The 19,304-nt window shown below is 65.3% G+C and carries 17 protein-coding genes; 9 read left to right on the plus strand and 8 right to left on the minus strand.

The genetic code is table 11. The annotated features are described in order from the left end of the window. Window positions 1-324 precede the first annotated feature (324 nt). The 3 genes from BB934_RS19410 to BB934_RS19420 all read left to right on the plus strand — a co-directional run bounded on the left by BB934_RS19410 (window position 325) and on the right by BB934_RS19420 (window position 1,730). Complete coding sequence (locus BB934_RS19410) at window positions 325-537, plus strand: hypothetical protein (RefSeq protein ID WP_099511100.1); 213 nt, start codon at window positions 325-327, stop codon at window positions 535-537. A 201-nt stretch (window positions 538-738) separates the two neighbouring features. After that, window positions 739-951, plus strand: a complete 213-nt coding sequence (locus BB934_RS50945; RefSeq protein ID WP_418294754.1) for a helix-turn-helix domain-containing protein — start codon at window positions 739-741, stop codon at window positions 949-951. Beyond that, the gene (locus BB934_RS19420) at window positions 912-1,730 is read left to right on the plus strand and encodes an IS630 family transposase (protein WP_157934170.1); all 819 of its coding nucleotides are present in this window, start codon (window positions 912-914) and stop codon (window positions 1,728-1,730) included. The genes BB934_RS50945 and BB934_RS19420 overlap by 40 nt, the downstream gene beginning before the upstream one ends. Window positions 1,731-1,882: 152 nt before the next feature. On the opposite strand, the gene BB934_RS19425 is transcribed toward BB934_RS19420, so the two are convergent. Next, on the minus strand, window positions 1,883-2,803 hold the full coding sequence (locus tag BB934_RS19425) for a 50S ribosomal protein L11 methyltransferase (RefSeq protein ID WP_099511101.1): 921 nt from the start codon (window positions 2,801-2,803) through the stop codon (window positions 1,883-1,885). A gap of 173 nt (window positions 2,804-2,976) precedes the next feature. Here BB934_RS19425 and BB934_RS19430 point away from each other — a divergent pair, with 173 nt between their 5' ends. After that, a complete protein-coding gene (locus BB934_RS19430) occupies window positions 2,977-3,852 on the plus strand; it encodes an SDR family NAD(P)-dependent oxidoreductase (protein WP_099511102.1) in 876 nt (291 codons plus the stop codon). Window positions 3,853-3,885: 33 nt separating this feature from the next. Here BB934_RS19430 and BB934_RS19435 read toward each other — a convergent pair whose 3' ends face one another. Next, window positions 3,886-5,157 carry an SAM-dependent methyltransferase gene (locus BB934_RS19435; protein WP_099511103.1) on the minus strand — a complete coding sequence of 424 codons (1,272 nt, stop codon included), beginning with the start codon at window positions 5,155-5,157 and terminating at the stop codon, window positions 3,886-3,888. 79 nt (window positions 5,158-5,236) lie between these two features. Next, the gene (locus tag BB934_RS19440; protein WP_173909473.1) at window positions 5,237-7,600 is read right to left on the minus strand and encodes an ATP-dependent helicase; all 2,364 of its coding nucleotides are present in this window, start codon (window positions 7,598-7,600) and stop codon (window positions 5,237-5,239) included. 148 nt (window positions 7,601-7,748) lie between these two features. On the opposite strand from BB934_RS19440, the gene BB934_RS19445 reads away from it, so the two are divergent. Continuing rightward, a complete protein-coding gene (locus tag BB934_RS19445) occupies window positions 7,749-8,042 on the plus strand; it encodes a hypothetical protein (protein WP_099511104.1) in 294 nt (97 codons plus the stop codon). 130 nt (window positions 8,043-8,172) lie between these two features. Then, entirely contained in the window at window positions 8,173-9,231 is a 1,059-nt protein-coding gene (locus tag BB934_RS19450) for an acyltransferase family protein (RefSeq protein ID WP_237050017.1), read from the plus strand. A 24-nt stretch (window positions 9,232-9,255) separates the two neighbouring features. Here the strand turns inward: BB934_RS19450 and BB934_RS19455 are convergent, their stop codons facing one another. Then, entirely contained in the window at window positions 9,256-9,792 is a 537-nt protein-coding gene (locus BB934_RS19455; protein WP_099511105.1) for a thioesterase family protein, read from the minus strand. A 184-nt stretch (window positions 9,793-9,976) separates the two neighbouring features. On the opposite strand from BB934_RS19455, the gene BB934_RS19460 reads away from it, so the two are divergent. Continuing rightward, window positions 9,977-11,392, plus strand: a complete 1,416-nt coding sequence (locus BB934_RS19460) for an FAD-binding oxidoreductase (RefSeq protein ID WP_099511106.1) — start codon at window positions 9,977-9,979, stop codon at window positions 11,390-11,392. Window positions 11,393-11,475: 83 nt separating this feature from the next. Then, entirely contained in the window at window positions 11,476-15,045 is a 3,570-nt protein-coding gene (locus BB934_RS19465; RefSeq protein ID WP_099511107.1) for an AsmA family protein, read from the plus strand. 347 nt (window positions 15,046-15,392) lie between these two features. Here BB934_RS19465 and BB934_RS19470 read toward each other — a convergent pair whose 3' ends face one another. Genes BB934_RS19470 through fumC form a run of 4 tightly spaced genes read right to left on the minus strand, consistent with a single transcriptional unit; the run spans window position 15,393 to window position 17,779 of the window. Next, window positions 15,393-15,914, minus strand: a complete 522-nt coding sequence (locus BB934_RS19470; RefSeq protein WP_099511108.1) for a cysteine hydrolase family protein — start codon at window positions 15,912-15,914, stop codon at window positions 15,393-15,395. 30 nt (window positions 15,915-15,944) lie between these two features. Then, window positions 15,945-16,181 carry a ribbon-helix-helix domain-containing protein gene (locus BB934_RS19475; RefSeq protein ID WP_099511109.1) on the minus strand — a complete coding sequence of 79 codons (237 nt, stop codon included), beginning with the start codon at window positions 16,179-16,181 and terminating at the stop codon, window positions 15,945-15,947. Continuing rightward, window positions 16,182-16,370, minus strand: a complete 189-nt coding sequence (locus BB934_RS19480; protein WP_099511110.1) for a DUF4169 family protein — start codon at window positions 16,368-16,370, stop codon at window positions 16,182-16,184. Between the two features lie 14 nt (window positions 16,371-16,384). Continuing rightward, window positions 16,385-17,779 (minus strand): class II fumarate hydratase, encoded by a 1,395-nt coding sequence (gene fumC, locus BB934_RS19485; RefSeq protein WP_099511111.1) that lies wholly within the window; start codon window positions 17,777-17,779, stop codon window positions 16,385-16,387. A gap of 89 nt (window positions 17,780-17,868) precedes the next feature. Here fumC and BB934_RS19490 point away from each other — a divergent pair, with 89 nt between their 5' ends. Next, window positions 17,869-19,284 (plus strand): cytochrome P450, encoded by a 1,416-nt coding sequence (locus tag BB934_RS19490; protein WP_099511112.1) that lies wholly within the window; start codon window positions 17,869-17,871, stop codon window positions 19,282-19,284. Window positions 19,285-19,304: the final 20 nt, after the last annotated feature.

The following is a 19,304-nucleotide window of genomic DNA, read 5'->3' on the forward strand; positions in this document are numbered from 1 at the left end:
TGGACCCGGTTTTCACTGACGTGGCGCTCTGGGCCCGCCCCGACCGACGCGTCCGCATAAAAAGAAGCATCGACCCTCAAAGTATAAACCGCTTTTGGGAGTGCGAAGGAACCGGGCAGGCATCGCTTCTGCTTGATGCAGCCGGCTCATGAAATATGCGCCTGGTGCCTAATGGTTAATCTTTTGTGACGCTGCTCTGCGAAGGACGCATGACGTGCATGTGATCCTGTGACTTCAACTAAAGTCGGACCGAGCCTATCTTCCCCTCAACGATAACAGAGGAACGCTGAAGGGTCTCAGCGCCAAACTGTTGGAGATGAGCCCATGATCGCAGCTGTTTTTTCTTCCGCCCTTCTCGGCACCGCAAAAGCCCCTTCGAAGTTCTCGCGCTTCATGACCGCACTGATCGAGAGCCGCGCCAAGAGCGCCGCCCGTGAACTGCGTCGCCACGAGGCGCTGATGGCCGACCTCGACCGCCGGCAGGACCACTCGACGCTGTTCCTCGAGCAATCCGAACCCTTGCCCTTCAAGATCTAAACTGCATCCAGTTTGAGAACCATGGTTTTGGGCTTGGATTAGCGGCGGGCGTTCCCATCTGAGGCACTTTCCTCAGATATGGGTGGCGTCATGCTACGGGTTGATTGTGCACGCTGGGGTCAAACACCGGATGACCTGCGGCGGCTGGCGCTAAACGCACCTCATGCGCGCACCCGCGAGCGCGCGCTCGCCCTCTACGACATGGCTCAAGGAAGCTGCGCCACCCAGGTGGCGGCACGCACCGGGCGCCACCCGCAGACCGTAATGGGTTGGCTGCATGCCTACCACACACAGGGCCCCGCGGCCCTGGCCTATGGCCGCACCGGCGGCCGTCCCCCCTTTGTGCCCGAACCGCCGCCAGTCTCGGCGAGGTCGTGCGCGCGGCCCAGGGTGCGGCGGCCGCGCCGCCCGTAGACGGCGCCGATCCGCCGCCTCGCTTCACCCTCAAGCGCCTGGTGGCGTTCGTGCGCGAGCGCTTTGGTCTCAGCGTCTGTCGCGAGACCATCCGGGCGGCCCTGCACCGCCTCGCGCTGTCGTGGAAGAAGGCCAAAAAGCTGCTCGGCCGCGCGGATCCGGAGCAACGACGGGCTTTCATCGATCGCCTCCCGGACCTGCTGGCCGGCGCCCAACGCGACCGCCACCTCCTAGTCTATCTTGATGAGGCTCACCTTCACCAAGACACCGATCTTGGTTATGGCTGGTGCGCCCGCGGCCAGCGGCTGTGGGTGGCCTCCTGCTCGCCCGGGCTCTCGGCCAAGGTGTCGTTCTATGGTCTCTATCTCTACAACGAGGGCGAGGTCCGGCTGTGGCCCTATGCCCGCGCCAACGGAGAGCACACGATCGAGGTGCTGCGTCGGCTGCGGGCCGAGGTGTCCGACCGCAAGATCATTCTGCTGTGGGATGGAGCGCCCTACCATCGCGCCCAGGCGGTCCGGGCGGAGGCCTCCGATCTGAACATCGCGCTTGTGCCCTTACCCAGCTACAGCCCTGACCTGATGCCCGTGGAGGCGCTCTGGCGCTGGCTGCGCGAGGACGTCACCTATCACCACTGCCACAGCAGCCCTGAAGATCTCACCCGACGCGTCGCCGCTTTCGAAACCCGCATCAACACGGATCCATGCGCCCTGGCCGATCGCCTCTGGGTCAAGGATCAGCTCGACCCCAAGGAGGAAGAACTACGGTTCCCAAAATAGACGCGGTTTAACCAAATCCATTCTCAGAGAAAGATAACGTCATGATCATCGTCACCGCCATGAAGGCCGTCCGCGAAGTCTGGATCGAAACTCTCCAGCTCCGTCGCGAACTCGCCAAGCGCTATCCGGGCATTCTGTCCGAGTAAGAAGTTTTAGATGCGGGGGAGCGGACGAACGCTGCCCCGCGTCAAAACCAGCGCCGCCCAGCCCTCGAGGTCGTAGCGGCGCTGCAGGTAGAAGCCCTGATGGGCATAGGCCGAGAGCACACCGGGGACGTCGCGGGCGAGAAGGCCCGATAGAATGAGCGTCCCATCCCGGCTCGCCACCCGCGCCAGCGACGGCGCCAGCACCCGCAGGGGCTTGGCGAGAATATTGGCAAAGACCAGATCGAAATGGCCCGGACGGTCGGCGTCCGCGTGCCGGGTGCCAGGTCCGACGTAAAGCCTCATCCAAGGCGCGATGCCATTGAGCCGCGCATTCTCGCGCGCCACCCTGACTGCTTCCGGATCGATATCGCCCGCAACGACGGGGCGCTTCAGAATCTTCGCCGCCGCAAAGGCCAGGATGCCCGTACCGGTGCCGACATCGAGCACGTGGCGGGGCGTGCGCATCTTCAACTCGTCGACGAAGGCGAGCAGGCAGCTCAGGGTCGTGCCGTGATGGCCGGTGCCGAAGGCGAGGCCGGCCTCGATTTCGATGGCGATGTCGCTCGGGCGGCGCTGATCCCGGTCGTGCGAGCCATGCACGAAGATGCGGCCCGCCCTCACGGGCTTGAGGCCTTCCAGCGACGCCTTCACCCAATCCTTCTGATCGAGGGGCAAGAAGACCCCCTTGTCCGCCTCCTCGCCGACGATGGGCCGCAGCAGGTTGCGGATCGCCGTCTCGTCCGGCTGGCTGGCGAAATAGGCCTCCAGCAGCCAGGGGCCGCCATCCTCGGTTTCGAAGGATGCGACGGCCGTCTCGGCCGGATCGAAGATCTCGCCGATCATGTCGGTCATGGCGCGCGCGGAGCGCCCGTCCGTGGTGATGCGGAAGACGTGGGTGGGGCGGTTTGGGTGCAGACCTTCGAGCATGACCCCGCTTTAGAGCATCGCACCCTAAAGTGAAACCACCCGATGTGCCTTTCGACGGTCCGATCGGGATCGGGCATCGAGGGAACCGCCGGGAAAGCGACCCGTTTTGCCCTCATCCAACGCTCCGCCGTGGCGTGCGCCCGACGGCTGCGCTTTCCCTCAAGGAGATCCTCATGTCAGGACGTCTTTTCGACAAGGTTGCCGTCGTGACCGGTGCCGGCACAGGCATTGGCGAAGCCATCGCCCTCAAATTCGCTCAGGAAGGCGCGCGCCTTCTCCTCGTCGGACTGCCGGACGATCCAGTGGAGGATGTCGCCCGGATGATCAACGGAGCGGGAGGCTTTGCGGAAACCTACCTTGGCGATATCGCGGAAGAGCGCCATGCCGAGGCCGCGATCGAGGCCTGCGTGAGCGCCTATGGGCGCATCGACGTGCTCGTCAACAATGCCGGCGTATTCCTGGCCGCTGCCGAAACGCAGGATTATCCGATCGACAAGTTCGACGAGACCCTGCGCGCGAATGTGCGCTCGGTCTTCCTGATGACCAAGTTCGCCCTGCCTCACCTGCAGAAGACTTACGGCAACATCATCTCCACCGGCTCCGAGGCCGGCATGATCGGCATCGCCAAGAACACGATGTATGGCGGCACCAAGGCCTTCATCCATTCCTTCATGCGCGGCGTGGCCGTCGAGCAGGCGGCCCATGGGGTGCGCGCCAATTGCGTCTGCCCGGGCCCGATCGATACGGCCTGGACGCACAAGTCGAGCGGCCCGATGAACAGGGAAATGGAATCCACGATGATCGACGCGACGCCCATGGGTCGTCGCGGCACGCCGGAAGAGGTCGCGAATGTCTTCTGCTTCCTCGCTTCCGATGAGGCGAGCTACGTCACCGGCGCGCTCTATGCGGTCGATGGCGGCGTCACCATCGCGAAAGGATCGGTCGGCTCAGCAGCGTCTTCGCATTTCAAGAAGCAACCGGCCGGCAGGCTGCCGACCCGGCATTCCCATGACGGCCTGAAGAACAAGGACTACGAGACGATCACCTGACGCGCAGGTTTCAGGAGCGAGAGGTGCCGGCCGTCATGTTGGCATCATCTCCCGCGCAGGCTCCAGCACCTTGAGGCGCTCGGCCTCTTTCGCCTTGTATTCGCGCTGCACATCCGTGACGTAGTCGCGCACGATGGGGACCGCGTCGCGCTTGCGCGCCAATTGCATGTGAAACACCAGCTGACTTCCGGTGGTGAACATGGTCTCCGCACTGATCAGATAGAACTCGAACATCCGGCAGAAGCGCTCGTCGTACATGGCCGCGATCTTCTCGCGGTTGGCCTCGAAGCGCCGGTGCCAGTGATTGAGCGTCTTGGCATAATGCAGGCGCAGGAACTCGAGATCGGTCACCCACAGCTGGTTCTGCTCGACGACAGGGAAGACCTCCGACAGGGCAGGGGAATAGGCGCCGGGGAAGATGTACTTGCGCAGCCACGGGCTCGCGGTGCCGGGTGGGCTCATCTTGCCGATGGAATGCAGCACCATCAGCCCGTCGTCGTCGAGCAGCGCGTTGATCTTTTTGAAGAACTCACCGTAATGCTGCACGCCCACATGCTCGAACATGCCGACAGACACGATCCGGTCGAACTTTCTGTCCACCTTGCGATAATCGAGGAGCTCGAAGCGCACGCGATCCGACAGTCCTGCGCGCCGCGCCTTCTCGTTGGAGAGTTCGTACTGCTCCTTCGAGAGCGTGACGCCGGTGACGTCCACGTCTTCCATCGCCGCGAGATACAGCGCGAGGTCGCCCCAGCCGCTGCCGATGTCGAGGATCTTCAGGCCGGGCTTCAGCCGCAGCTTCGATGCGATCAGGCGAAGCTTGTTCTGCTGCGCCTCCTCCAGCGTGTCGTCGTCGTTGATGAAATAGGCGCAGGAATACTGCATGCCCTTGTCGAGGAAGAGCTTGTAGAAGTCGTTCCCGAGGTCGTAGTGATGCGCCACGTTCTGTTGCGCCTTGCCGACCGGGTTCGCCTGCTGGAACCGTTTCACCGTGCGCGAGAGACGTTTCAGCACATTCTGAAGCGGATAATTGGCCAGCGTCGAGCGGTTCATCGAGAACAGGTTCAGGAAGTCGCGCAGGGACGAGCCGTCCTCGAAGCTCATGCGCCCGTCCATATAGGCCTCGCCGGCATGAAGTTCCGGGTTCAGGAAGAGCTTGTGATAGAGCGAGCGATCCGTCAGCCGCATGGTGACGCTGGGCCCCGGCTTCTCACCGCCGAAGACATGCACGTTGCCCTCAGCGTCGATCACCTTCAGGGTGCCGGCACGAATGAAGGATTTGAGCATGTGAGACAGGGGAAACATCACCACCTCTGATCGCTTTGACGGGGGCGGGATGGTTCCACAGTCTCGGGCGTGTGGCTAGAGGGAGAAATCCGATAGGCTAGCCCAGCGCCTCGACGAAGCTGTCCAGCACCATCTTGCGCCCGGCCTTGTCGAACTCGACCGTCAGCTTGTTGCCGTCGATGGCCTCGACGGTGCCAGGGCCGAACTTGGTGTGGAGCACGCGCCCGCCGACCGTGAAGCCGGAGCTGCCGGTGGACTTTGCCACCAATTCGCCCTCGATCATCATCGGCCCGCGTCGTTCGCCGGACCGGCGCCCGGAATAGCCGCCATCCTCGGTCGAGGCACGGTGTGCCTGGGCGCGCTGCCAGCCGGGGGTCTGGTAGGACGAGCCGGCAAAGGGCTGCATCCGGTCGAAGCGCGAACCGCCATAGGAGAAATTGGCGGGCGCCTCGACGATCTCCACATTCGGTTCCGGCAGATCGTCGACGAAGCGGCTCGGAACGGTCGAGTTCCACAGGCCGTGGATGCGCCGGTTGGAGGCGAAGTAGATCTTCGCCCGGCGCCGGGCGCGGGTCAGGCCCACATGGGCGAGGCGCCGCTCCTCCTCAAGGCCCGCGCGGCCGCTCTCGTCGAGGGCGCGCTGGTTGGGAAAGAGGCCTTCCTCCCAGCCGGGCAGGAAGACGGTGTCGAATTCCAGGCCCTTCGCCGCATGGAGCGTCATGAGACTGACCCGCTCGGCAGTGTCGCTCTCATTGGCCTCCATCACGAGGGAGACATGCTCGAGGAAGCTCTGCAGATCCGGGAATTCCTCCATAGAGCGCACGAGCTCCTTGAGGTTTTCGAGCCGCCCCGCCGCATCCGCCGATTTGTCCTTTTGCCACATATCGGTGTAGCCGGATTCCTCCAGCACCGTCTGGGCGACATCGGATTGCGATAGGGTCTCGGAGAGTTTCGCCCAGCGTCCGAAGGAGATCAGAAGATCGCGCAAGGTGGCGCGCGGCTTCGGCTTCAGCTCGTCGGTCTCGACGATGAAGCGCGCGGCTTCCATCAGCGGCACGCGGGCGGCGCGGGCGTGGTTGTGCAGCACCTGGATCGTGGCATCGCCAAGGCCGCGCTTAGGCACGTTCACGATGCGCTCGAAGGCGAGATCGTCGGCAGGCTGATTGACGACGCGCAGATAGGCCAGCGCATCGCGGATTTCAGCGCGCTCGTAGAAGCGCGGGCCGCCGATGACGCGATAGGGCACGCCGAGCGTCACGAGCCGGTCTTCGATTTCGCGCATCTGGGCGGAGATGCGCACCAGGATCGCGATCTCGGAGAGCGAATGCTTCTTGGCGTGCAGCGCCTCGATCTCCTCGCCGATGAGGCGGGCCTCCTCCTCGGAATCCCAGGCGCCGGTGATCGTGACTTTTTCGCCCGGCTCGTCTTCCGTCCGAAGCGTCTTGCCGAGGCGGCCCTGGTTCTTGGCGATGAGGCCGGAGGCCGCCGAGAGGATATGGCCGGTGGAGCGGTAGTTGCGCTCGAGCCGGATCACCGTCGCGCCGGGAAAATCGTGCTCAAAGCGGAGGATGTTGTCGACCTCGGCGCCGCGCCAGCCATAGATCGACTGGTCGTCGTCGCCGACGCAGCACAGGTTCTTACGCGCCTGAGCCAGAAGCCTCAGCCAGAGGTACTGGGCGACGTTGGTGTCCTGGTACTCGTCCACCAGCATGTATCGGAAGCGGTTCTGGTACTGCTCCAAAATGTCGGGGTGTTCGCGCCACAGGCGCAGGCATTCGAGCAGGAGATCGCCGAAATCGGCGGCGTTGAGAACCTTCAGCCGCTCCTGATAGGCGCGATAGAGCCGGCCGCCCTTGCCGTTGGCGAAGGCTCCGGCCTCGCCGGCGGGCACCTGATCGGGGCCGAGGCCACGGTTCTTCCAGCCGTCGATATGGGCGGCGAGCTGGCGCGCGGGCCAGCGTTTCTCGTCGATGCCCTCGACCTCGATCACCTGCTTCATCAGGCGCAGCTGGTCGTCGGTGCCGAGGATCGTGAAATCGGAGCGCAGGCCCACCAGCTCCGCATGGCGGCGGAGGATCTTTGTGCCGATGGAGTGGAAGGTGCCGAGCCACTGCATGCCTTCGGCGACGGGGCCGATGACGGAGGTGATGCGCTCGCGCATCTCCCGGGCTGCCTTGTTGGTGAAGGTGACGGCGAGGATCTGCGACGGATAGGCCTTGCCGGTGGCGATCAGGTGAGCGATCCGGGTCGTGAGCACGCGGGTCTTGCCGGTCCCGGCGCCGGCGAGCACGAGAACCGGCCCTTCGGTGGCCTCCACGGCGGCGCGCTGCTCCGGGTTCAGGCCGTTCAGGTAGGGCGATTGCGGCGCAACCGCCGCTCGGGCGCGGGCGCTCAGGGATCCGGACGCCGGCTCATGGGCAAGGTTGTCCTGCGGATCGTGTCTAGGATCGGACTGATTCATTGGCGGGACCATGGATCAAAAGGCGAACGGCGTCGAGCCCGGAATGCCTGTCGATCCTGCCGCAGGCTGAACTTCCCGGCTTGAGCGCCATTGTCCGTAAAAGGCTCCCTCGCCATATGGTTATGGCAGGCCCGAAGAGGAATGTCCCATGCGCATCATGGTGGTTGCTGCCATCGTCTCAAGCCTCGCACTTCCCATGGCCGTATCGGCCGAGGCACAGACACGGCTGCCCCGCACCAGCCCTGCGGAGCGGACCACGGACGATATCAACCGGCGGATCCAGCAGGATCAGCGAATTCTCGGCGTCGAGCAGGATGTCCGGAGCCAGAGCAACCGGATCCGGCAGAATATCGAGCGGGATCGCATGTTCGCCAACCCGCCTCCGGTCCCGCTGCCTTCGCGACGAGGCACATGCCCGGCGGGATCGGTCAGCTGCTTCTAGGCGCCTAGACCGGAGGCGAGGGGCCCTGACCTCATCTCTCCTGTGACCTTCTCGCCGCTTTGCATGCCTTGCTGCGGCCGCTCCCCCCGGCTATGCAGAAGCTCAAGGGTGTTGAGGTCGAGCGCGGGGAATGACAAAGCTCCCATATATCCAGGTGTTGCGAGCCTGTGCGGCCCTGTCGATCGCGATCCTGCACGCCCAATACGATGCCGGCCTCATGGCGGCCCAGCTCGGCTGGCAGTTCGAGCCCTTTCAAGCTGTTCCATGGGCCGCCGGGGTCGACGTGTTCTTCGTCATCTCCGGCTTCATCATCGTTCATGCGTCGCGAAACCTTTTCGAAGCTCCCGGCGCTGGTAAGGTCTTCCTCGCGCGCCGCGTCGCCCGCGTCGCTCCGCTCTATTGGACCGCGACGACGCTCTATCTCGCTGTCGCGCTGATCTCGCCTGAAGTCCTCAACCGGAGCATCCTGGAGCCCGGCTTCGTCCTCGCCTCGTATCTGTTCATCCCGCTGGCGCGCCCCGACGGCCTCGTCCAGCCGCTCTACTCCCTCGGATGGACGCTGAACTACGAGATGTATTTCTACCTGCTCTTCGCCCTTGTCCTCTTCTGGCCGATGCGCAGAGCCGTGATCGGGCTGGCGGCCGCCCTGGCAGCGACGGTGGTCGTGGGCGGTCTCGTTGCCCTTCCGCAGCCGCTCGCCTTCTGGACCGATCCGATCGTTCTGGAATTTGCCCTCGGCATGGGACTGGCACTTCTCAAGGCGGAAGGACTCGTCCTGTCGCGCCCCGTGCGCGCCGCTCTCGTCACGGGTGGCCTCGTTCTGCTCGTCGGCGGAGCGGCGGCCGATTGGCCGCGAATGATCGCCTTCGGCATTCCGGCTGCGCTCTTCGTTGCTGCCGCCGCGCTTGGTCCGGATCGCGTCAGGGCGACGACATGGCTCACGCGAACGGGCAGTGCTCTGGGCGATGCCTCCTATGCCCTTTACCTCACTCATCCTTTCGTCATTCGGGCCGGGCGCGAGGTCCTTGTCGAAAGCGGTTTGGCTTCCGCGATCGGACCGTGGGCTTACATCGTGCTCGCCGTGACCGGGGCCGTTCTCGCATCGCTGCTGGTGTTCCGCTGGTACGAGCGGCCGGTGACCGAATGGATCCGCCAGCGACTGGAGCCCGCGAGGCTGCAACTCGCCTGAGCAGCGCCTGCTTCGAAGCAAATCTCAGTGCCGCGTGCTCGAAGCGAGAAACCCCGTCTCGGTCTTGGAGGGAATGCCGACGGAGCGCCCCAGCGCCGACGGCTTGGACAGACGGGAGTGGGTCGTCTTCATCACGGCGAGATTGGCGGCGACGTCGTCCGGGAACGGGCACACCTTCCGGGTCTCCATGTCCACATGGAGGGACAGTCCCTCCATGGTCGCGGCGACCCAGCCCTCGGTGGCATGGCGGATTTCCATGTAGTAGTGGATGCGCTTCTCGTCGAAATCGACGAGCTGGAGCGTCACGCGCACCCGGTCGTTCATCTTGAGCTCGCGCTTGTAGACGGTGTGGACCTCGGCCGCGAAGAACGAGGCTTTGCGCTTTTCCAGATAATCGTGGCCCAGGCCGACGAGGCTGAAGCCTTCCTCCACCGCCCTGTCGAAGAGCACATGGTAATAGGCCATGTTCATATGGCCGTTATAGTCGATCCAAGCGGGCTCGACCCGCATCGTGGACGACACGAAGGGCGCGAAGTAAAAGACGGGTGTCCGCTTCTCCATAGTCAATCGCGTCCCTCGATGCCCTCCGGAAGATCGTTCCGATCACAATAGGAAAAGAATGTTAGCACGTTCATTGGACCTATGCATGAGGGGTGCGGCATCTTTCTCAACCCGAGTGTTGCCTTTGCAACGGTTTTGGTAGCTATGAAGGGCAACGAGCATCGCAACCGGATCTGAAGCCTCCATGAATGCCACCCAAGTTCCAGCCCGTCAGAAAGCCACCGAAGCCAGTGTGGCTTCCCTCTTGGCCGAGCTGTCGCAGCGTTTCGGCGATCGCGTCGCGACCTCGGCTGCCGTGCGCGAGCAGCATGGGCATACTCTGACCTGGGTGAAGAACCAGCCGCCGGACGCCGTGGTCTATCCGCGGACGACGGAGGAGGTGTCGGAGATCGTGAAACTCTGCGCCGCGCATGGGGTTCCGGTCATCCCCTATGGCACCGGCACATCGCTGGAAGGACATATCAATGCCCCCTATGGCGGCGTTTCCATCGATCTCAGCCTGATGAAGCGCATCATCGCCGTCCATGACGAGGACCTGGACTGCGTGGTCGAGGCGGGCGTGACCCGCAAGGAGCTCAACGAGCATCTACGCGACAAGGGGCTGTTCTTCCCCATCGATCCGGGCGCCGATGCCTCCATCGGCGGCATGGCCGCCACCCGCGCCTCCGGCACCAATGCCGTCCGCTACGGCACCATGAAGGATGTCGTGCTGGCGCTCAAGGCCGTGCTGCCGGATGGCGAGATCGTGAAGACCGCGAGCCGCGCCAAGAAGAGCTCCGCCGGCTATGATCTCACCCGCCTGCTGATCGGCTCGGAGGGAACGCTGGGGATCATCACCGAGATTACCCTGAAGCTTCATGGCATCCCGGAAGCGATTTCGGCCGGCATCTGCCCGTTCCCGTCGGTCAAGGCGGCCTGTGATGCGGTGATCATGACCATCCAGTCCGGCATCCCGGTGGCGCGCATCGAGCTGCTCGACGAGGTGCAGGTGAAGGCGGTCAATCTCCATTCCAAGCTTTCCCTGCCGGAGAGCCCCCTGCTGCTCCTGGAGTTCCACGGCTCCGAAGCCGGCGTGCAGGAGCAGTCGGAGCGGTTCGGCGAGATCGCTGCTGAGTTCGAAGGTGGGCCGTTCGAATGGGCGACGAAGCCCGAGGAGCGCTCGCGCCTCTGGCAGGCCCGGCACGATGCCTATTGGGCCGCCAAGGGCCTGCGGCCGGGAGCGCAATCGGTGGCGACCGACGTCTGCGTGCCGATTTCCCGCCTGGCTGAATGCGTCGACGCCACCAAGCAGGACATCCTGGAAACCGGCCTCGTCGCGCCGATCGTCGGCCATGTGGGCGACGGCAATTTCCATGTCCAGCCCCTCGTGAACACGGATGATCCGGCGGAAATCGAAGCCTGCGAAGCCTTCGTGGACCGCCTGGTGCGGAGGGCGGTGGCCATGGAGGGCACCTGCACCGGCGAGCATGGGGTCGGCCAGAAGAAGATGAAATATCTGGAGATCGAGCACGGGGCGGTGGCTCTCGGCATGATGCGCGTCTTGAAACAGGCCATCGATCCCGACAACATCATGAATCCCGGCAAGATCGTTGCGCTTTGACAGTGGAACACATGGAACAAAGCTCCCGGTCCTGGTCGTCATGAGATAAGGACGTCTCACCGTAACGGAGAAAAGGCAGCCTCTTGCGCGATATCCTGACGATCATCGCATCCATCGTGATCCTGATCCTGGCGGTTGCCGTGGCAGCTCCTCCCTTCATCACCTGGGAGGCGCATCGCGACACGATCGATCACCTGATTGCGCGCGCATCCGGCACCGAGGCCAAGACCGAGGGCTCTATCGGCATCCGCCTGCTGCCCGCGCCCAGGATCACCCTCGGGCGATTGCGTCTCGGCGGCAAGACGCCGGATTCTCCGGTTCTCAACGCCGATTACGTCCGCGCCGAAGTGGCCTTGATGCCGCTGCTGCAGGGGGATGTGCGCTTCACGGAAACGCGGGTGGGGCGGGCCGATATCCGGATCCCGGTCGCGGGTGACGGCGAATGGCGCCTGCCGCCGGATCTGGTGTCGGGCAGCGGCCGCGCCCGTCGCTGGGCGATCGAGAATCTCAGCGTCGCCCAGCTTCTCGTGACGACCCAGAGCGCGAGCACTGGCCGGACGAATCAGGCTTTTGCCGAAAACGTCTCCATTGAGGGGCAAAGGCTGATCGGGCCGTGGCGTGTGGAGGGCACGACTTCCGGCGTGCCGTTCCGGCTGGTCACGGGCGAGTTGGCCGAGGACAAGACCATCCAGGTCAAGCTCTCCGGCGGCGGCGACATCTATCCCCGCTTCGATCTCGATGCCCGCCTCGGCCTGAACGAGGGGATGGGCGATGCGGCGACTCCGAACGTGTCGGGCAAGGCCAAGGTCCTGTTCGGCCCTCCCGCGCAGATTGCGGCCGCCGGCATCCCGATTCCCATCGCCGTCGAGACCGAGTTCAAGACGGTGCCCGGCGCCGTCGAGCTCAATCCCGTCAGCCTCGAAGCCGGGGAGGGCGGCGCGAGCCTGCGCATGACCGGCGAGGGCCGGATCGGACTCAATGAGCCGCGCATTTCCCTGAAGCTCGAAGGGCGCCGGCTCGATGCGGACAGCTTCATCCTCTCGGGCAACGGACAAGATTTCAAAAGCCGGCTGCAGCAATGGTCGCTGCCGGTGGTCCATATCCCCATCGATCTCGATCTCAAGATCGACAGCATCGGGCTGGCCCAAGAGGACCTGTCGAATGCCAATCTGCGGCTGTCCCTCGACACCGGACGCGCGCGGCTCGATCGGATCGAGTTCACAGCGCCGGGTGAAACCCGTGTGGCGCTGGAGGGTCAGCTCGGCCTGACCACACGGGGCGGAATCAACGGCAAGGTCGCTCTCGCCTCCAATGCATCCGACCGGCTTGCCCGCTATCTCGCCCGCATCGGCATCAACTCGCCTCTCCTGAGGGTGCTCGACGGGCGTCCCGTCGAGGCCTCCTCGGAAATCGCCTTTTCGAACCCCGTCCTATCCTTCAACCGCCTGCGGCTGAAGACCGGCGAGTCGACCCTGACCGGCAATGTCCGCTACACGGCGCCGGAAGCCGATGAGCGCGGCAAGGTCGAGGCGCAGGTCGCGATCCAGAGCCTGAATCTCGACGACCTGCCGCAATTGTCCAGTGTCTTCCAGGCGACCGAGAAGGTCGATGTCGGCTTCATCCTGGATGCGCGCGGCGTCAGCGCGGGCAAGAGCCCGCCGACGGGGCGGATTTCCGCCCGCATCCTGTCCGACGGCCCGGCGCTGCTGGTCGAGACCCTCGACATCGTCGATCTCGCGGGAGCCAATGCCCGCGTCCGCGGCCGCATCGCGCCGGACGGATCGGGACAGATCACGGGCAAGGTCACGGCGCAGCGCGCCGATCCGCTGGTCGACCTTCTCGGCAGCGTGTGGGTCGGGGGGATTTCGAAGCTCGTGCCGCATTTCGTGCGCGAGGGGGCGCTCGATCTCGACGTCACCTCCGAGCGGGTGGCGCCGGTGCCGGGCTCGACGGAACTGCGACTGCGCACGACGGCAAAGGGTCGTGTCTCTGGCGGGCCGTTCGAGGGACGGGTCGAGTCGGTGGATGGGCGGACCGAGAGCCTGACCATCGGCCTTTCGACCGACAGTACCGGGCGCTGGGTCAATCGGGCGAATCTCGCCGGCCTGAACCGCCCATCCCAGATCGATCTTCGCGGCACCCGGGTCGGATCTGGCCAGTTCAATCTCACCATCGCTGGCGACGTTGCAGGCGTGAGGATCGCGACAAGGCGGCCCTTCTCCCTGAGCGAGGGCGACGACGTGGTGGATAGCGGCGAGGCCGAGATCTCGACCGCGGATATCGCGCCCTTTCTGCAATTGCTGGGAGACGGCGCAGGCGTCGCTTCGCCCGTTCCCGCCAATGGGCGCGTGACCCTGGGGCGCGAACGCGGCGCGACCCTCCTCGACATCAACGGCAAGGTGGCGAACAACAACGTGCAGGCGCGCCTCGTCGCGGCCTCGCGCTCGGAGATCGGCGGCGAGGTCTCCCTCGAGCGCGTCTCGCTGCCGTGGCTCGTTGCGGCACTCTCGCTCAACATGCCGGGCGATGCCGGCGCGACGGCGATCTGGTCGACGGCCCGCTTCGGCCAGAGCGGGCGCCTCATCACCGGCGGGCAGGTCACCTTCCGGGTCGGGTCCGTAGAGCTTGGCCGCGGCTTGCAGGCCAGCCGCGCGTCCTTCGTGGTCGAGGCGAAATCGGACGGGATCTCACTGCGCAATTTCGATGCGACCCTGGGCTCCGGCCGGATCACGGGCGGGACCACGATCACCCGTCAGGGCGCTGTCGCGACCATCGTCGGCGAAGGGTCCTTGGAGCGCGTGCCCCTGTGGACACTCGCCGGCTCGACCCCGTTTGAGGCCGTTCTCTCAGGCCCGCTCAAGTTCGGTGCCGTGGGATCGAGCCCTTCGGAACTGGTGGCCAATCTCGGCGGTGCCGGCGACTGGCAGGTCACGAACCTGCGCATCCCGGCCGCCGATCCCGCCGTCTTCGAGCGCGCCCTCAAGCGGGCACTGGCGGAGAACGAGCCGCTGGTAGAGGGCAAGTCGGAAGCGATCCTCGGCATGGAGCTCGGTCGCGCGCCGTTCAATGCTGCACCGATCAAGACCTCGGCGGCGCTCGTCGGCGGCATTCTGCGCCTCTCGCCCTTCGTGGCCGAAAGCGGCGCTGCCACCTGGCAGGGGGCCGTCACCTTCGATCTGAAGACCCTGCAGCTCGACGCCCGCGGGGCGCTGACCGCCAAGACGTCGCCGCCGGAATGGGTCGGCGCGCCGCCATCGGTCGGCCTGAACTGGCAGGGCTCATTGACCGCGCCCGTGCGCCAGATCGATGCCGGTCCCTTCCGCAATGGGCTTGCCGCCATCGTGCTCAAGCGGGAGCTCGAGAAGATCGAGGCCTTCGAACGGGCCGCCGCCGAGCGCCAGCGCCAGATCGATGCGCAGCGCGAGGCGGAACGGCAGCGGGTCAAGGCCGCCGAGGAAGAGGCGATGCGCCAAGCCAGGGCGCGGGCGGAAGCCGAGCGGGCCCGCCGCGATGCCGAGCGGCTGCAATCGGAGCAGCAGAACCAGCCTGAGCCGGCGCCGGAACCCACGCCGTCGCAGACCTCCGCGCCGCCCTTGCCCCCACCGTTCCAGATCGCCCCGCCGCCTTCGGTCTATGGGACGCCGACGCGGTAGAGGCGGTGAAACCAGTAAGGTGCCGGTCTCTCCTCCCCCTTGTGGGGAGGAGTTGGAGGTGGGGGTGTGAGCGCCATGCTGATTGAGTTCAGCACTGAGGCTACCACCGCATTCACCTCTCCCCAGTGGGGAGAGGTCGAGCGCAGCGAGGGTGAGGGGGGACAGGTTCATCCGGAGAGGGCGTAACCCCTCACCCGCCGCGCTGACGCGCGTCGACCTCTCCCTCAAGGAGAGGTGAAGCTGCGCCACACCTTCATAGGCTGTCGCCGACACCCCCACCCTTGATCCCTCCCCACAAGGGGGAGGGATAATGCCCTTACAGTGAGGCGAGAGGCTTGGATCTCACTTTAGAAGGCGACCATCTCAGCCTCGACCAGTTCTACGAAGCCACCGTTCCGGAGCGTGAGATTGTGATGGGCGACGATCTGCTTTGCTGACAGCGCGGGATTGTCGAATGTCGTATGCCCGTCGTTGACCAGCGCGACGCGATAGCCGAGGCCGTGCGCGGCGCGGCAGTTCGTGTCGATGCAGTACTCGGTCTGCATGCCGGCGATCACGAGCCTTTCGATCCCGAGCGTCCGGAGACGATCATGCAGATCGGTGGAGTCGAAGGCGCTGCAGCGATCCTTGTCGACGATCGGCTCGCCGTCCTTCGGCGCCGCGACGGGGTGGATCTCCCATCCGGGCGTACCGCGCTCCAGATCGTCGCCCGATCCGCCGTCATGCCGGACATGGAACACGGGAATCCCGCTCGCTCGCGCCTTGTCGAGCAGTCCGGCGACACGGTTCAGCACGGCCTCGCCGTCGTAAGGGGTGGTGGCTGCGAACATCCCGCGTTGCAGGTCGATCACCAGAAGAGCTGTTGCCATTGCGCATATCCCCAAACGCTGACGAGCAAATCACATTGCGGGATCGGTGCTCAAGCGGCGGCGCAAATCGTCGAGTACGAAGACCCGGATGGCGGAGGAGAGGTTCTGCTCGCCCCGTTCCGCATCGATGCGCCCGATCAGGGCCTGGATGGAGAGCTTATCCCGCTCGGCGATTTCGCGCAGGCTCTGCCAGAAGGGCTCCTCGAGCGATATGCTCGTCCGGTGGCCGGCGATGGAGACGGAGCGCTTGACGATGGTGAAGCCCATTCACGGCTTCTCGTTGTCGTCGCGCTGATGCGAGTCGAGCCGGCTTTTCGCCAGGTCCTGCTCGGCTTTTGTCAGCTTCTTCTCCGCCTTGGTGCGGCCGAAGCTGACGCGGTTCTCGGCGGCGCGGGCCTCTTTCTCGGCCCGCGCCTTCTGTTTGCGCGCCTGGCGCAGATTGACGATCTCGGCCATGGCGCGGTTTTCTCTCACTCGCCCGGCGACAGCATGGTCTCGGGGCGCACGACGGCGTGGAAGTGATCCTCCTCGACGCCAGCCTTGAGAGCCTCTTCCTTCAGGGTCGTGCCGTTCTTGTGCGCCGACTTCGCAATGGCTGCCGCCTTGTCGTAGCCGATGGACGGAGCGAGCGCCGTCACGAGCATCAGCGAGCGCTGCATCAGCTCGCTGAGGCGCTCCCTGTTCGGCTCGATGCCGACGACGCAATTGTCGGTGAAGCTGATCGCGCCATCCGCGATCAGGCGGATCGACTGCAGCACCGCGTTCACGATCACCGGCTTGAACACGTTGAGCTCGAAATGGCCCTGGCTGCCGGCGAAGGTCACCGTGGTCTGGTTGCCGGCCACCTGGCAGCACAGCATCGTCATGGCCTCGGCCTGGGTCGGGTTGACCTTGCCCGGCATGATCGACGAGCCGGGCTCGTTTTCGGGCAACGAGATCTCGCCGATGCCGGAGCGCGGGCCGGAGCCCATCAGGCGGATGTCGTTGGCGATCTTGAACAGACCGGCGGCGAGGCTCGCCAGCGCGCCGTGGGTGAAGACGAGAGCGTCGTTGGAAGCGAGGGCCTCGAACTTGTTCGGCGCCGAGGTGAAGGGCAGGGCGGTCAGCTCGACCACCTTCGCGGCGAAGCGATCCGCGAATTCTGGGTGGGCATTGAGGCCCGTGCCGACGGCGGTGCCGCCCTGGGCGAGGGCATAGATGCCGGGCAGCGTCGCCTCGATGCGGGCGATGCCGAGCTGGATCTGCGCCGCGTAGCCGGAGAATTCCTGGCCGAGGGTGACCGGGGTCGCGTCCTGCAGATGGGTGCGGCCGATCTTCACGATATCCTTGTAGGCCTCCGCCTTGTCGTTCAGCGCCTTGAGCAGGTGCTTGAGGGCGGGAACGAGCCGGTCATGGATCTCGCGGGCGACCGCGATGTGCATGGCGGTGGGGAACGAGTCGTTCGACGACTGGCCCATGTTCACGTGGTCGTTCGGGTGAACCGGCTTCTTGCTGCCGCGCTCGCCGCCGAGGCGCTCGATGGCGAGGTTCGAGAGCACCTCGTTCATGTTCATGTTGGACTGGGTGCCCGAGCCGGTCTGGTAGACCACGAGCGGGAATTCGTCGTCGTACTTGCCCTGCACCACGTCGGCTGCGGCCGCGGCGATGGCATCGGCCAGGCGCGGCTCCAGCTTGCCGAGATCCTTGTTCACAAGGGCGGAGGCCTGCTTCACGATGGCCAGAGCATGGACCAGCGGAAGCGGCATCCGGTCCGTCCCGATACGGAAATTCTGGAGTGAGCGCTGCGTCTGCGCACCCCAGAGCTTGTCGGCGGCGACCTCGATGGGGCCGAAGGTATCGGTTTCGATGCGGGTTGAGGGCGACATCCTGACCTCTTTCGATGGAGTTGCGTGTTCTTATCTCAAATGGTGGCGCTCGCAACTGCGAACGCGCATCGGAGGCCTTGGAAAATCGCATGAGCGACACCCTGGAAGCGCCGCTGTTCCGCCCGCCCCATCCCAAGCCCCGCACCGAGCCTCTCGGGATGGTGGCTTTCCTGCGCGCCGTGCGCGAGAACCCCCTGAACACCTGGATGGAGGCGCATTTCGAGGATCTCGTCCTGACCGGCGAGGGGGCGCTCGGGCGGATGACCGTGGTCAACGACCCGGCCATCATCCGCCACATCCTCGTGGACAATGCCGCCAATTATCGGAAGGACGACCTGCAGATCCGGATCCTGGCGCCGGGCCTGGGCAGGGGACTGGTGACGGCCGAGGGCGACGAATGGCGGCTCCAGCGCCGCACCATCGCGCCGATCTTCACGCCGCGCCATGTGGGCAGCTTCTTTCCGGCCATGGTCGAGGCCGCCGATCGTGTCGTCAGGCGCTGGCAGCGGCGTCCGGGCGGCCGCGTGGTCGATGCCTCGCTCGAAATGACCCGGGTCACCCTCGACGTGCTGGAGCGGACGATCTTCACCCACGGCGTACCGAAGGAACCGGATGCGCTCGGCCGCGCCATCACCCGCTACTTCAACAGCCTGGGACGAGTCGATCCTCTCGACATCTTCGGCTTCCCGGACTGGGTGCCGCGGATCGGGCGCCTGCGGGCGCGTCCCTCGATCCGCTTCTTCGAGGAGACGGTCAACGAGCTGATCGAGGCCCGAAAGGCGCTCCTCGCCAGCGGAGAGCCCGCGCCGCGCGATCTTCTGACCCTGCTGCTCGAGGCGGCGGATCCGGAAACCGGCAAGGGCCTGACCGACATCGAGGTGCGGACGAACATCGTCACCTTCATCGGTGCCGGGCACGAGACGACGGCGAACGCGCTCTCCTGGTCGCTCTACCTGCTCTCCCAGGACGAGCGGGCCCGTGAGCGGGTGGAGCAGGAAGTAGACGAGGTGCTCGGGGAGGGGCCGATCGAGCCGCAGCATCTGGAACGGCTCGTCTACACGCGTGCCGTCATCGACGAGGCCGTGCGGCTCTATCCGCCGGCGCCTTACATGAGCCGGACCGCCATCGCCGACGACCGGATCGGAGATCTGGAGATTCCGGCGGGCTCGATGGTCGTGATTGCGCCTTATGTCCTCCATCGCCACAAGAAGCTCTGGGACGAGCCGGACGCCTTCCGGCCCGAACGTTTCCTGCCGGACAACCGCGGCGGGATCGACCGCTTCGCCTATCTGCCGTTCGGAGCCGGCCCCCGGGTCTGCATCGGCGCGAGCTTCTCGCTGCAGGAAGCCGTGATCGTCCTGGCGACCATCGCGCGCTCCGTGCGGCTCGATCTCGTGGAGGGGCACGAGGTCGTGCCCGTGCAGCGCATCACCTTGAGGCCACGGGGCGGACTGCCCATGCGCCTGACACAGCGCGCTCGCAAGGAGGCGCCGGCAGCGGCGTGAATTGAGAGAATGGAAAGGGC

It is taken from the genome of Microvirga ossetica (assembly GCF_002741015.1).
Taxonomy (GTDB): Bacteria; Pseudomonadota; Alphaproteobacteria; order Rhizobiales; family Beijerinckiaceae; genus Microvirga; species Microvirga ossetica.